Annotated in this window: 1 protein-coding gene; it reads right to left on the reverse strand. The window is 28.7% G+C overall.

The features are described 5' to 3' along the window. Positions 1-457: AimR family lysis-lysogeny pheromone receptor (locus tag AC1DJR_RS33200; RefSeq protein WP_477004593.1), on the reverse strand; the 457-nt coding region annotated here is incomplete at its 3' end. Positions 458-498: the final 41 nt, after the last annotated feature.

The raw sequence follows: 498 nt of genomic DNA on the forward strand, positions 1-498 counted from the left end.
CTTGTAGTCTTACTTTGAAAGTCTTCTTTATATATTTATACGTAATTGTACTTATATTTTTCTTTATATCCTTTAATCGTTCAGCAATTAAATTGTAATTCCCACATTGATAAAGAGCTTGGCAAAGAATTAGCTCAATCAAAATATTCATTTCAAGACTTTTTACATGTTTTTCTTTTTCTTTAATTCGTTTATACAGCCAAGTGTAATCCGCATCTTTTGTATATCTTTCTGAAAGCAAATCATAGACTTCTCCCCACTCTTTATTACCCTTAACCTTTACTTTTTCTATTACTTTATTTAGTGTTTTGAAATCACCACTTAAAGCTAAATATTCCATTGTTTCTTGAAGATTTTCTAATTTTGCTGATTTTATGTAATCTGAGATGTCACTCGCTTTACTATTGCTTCCCTTTTTTAACAAATCGTGTGTTCTAGATAAATAACAAAAACTCATTTGAGTTCTTCCTTTAAAAACATCTGTAACGACACTAGGAC

It is taken from the genome of Bacillus sp. 05T31 (assembly GCF_056396725.1).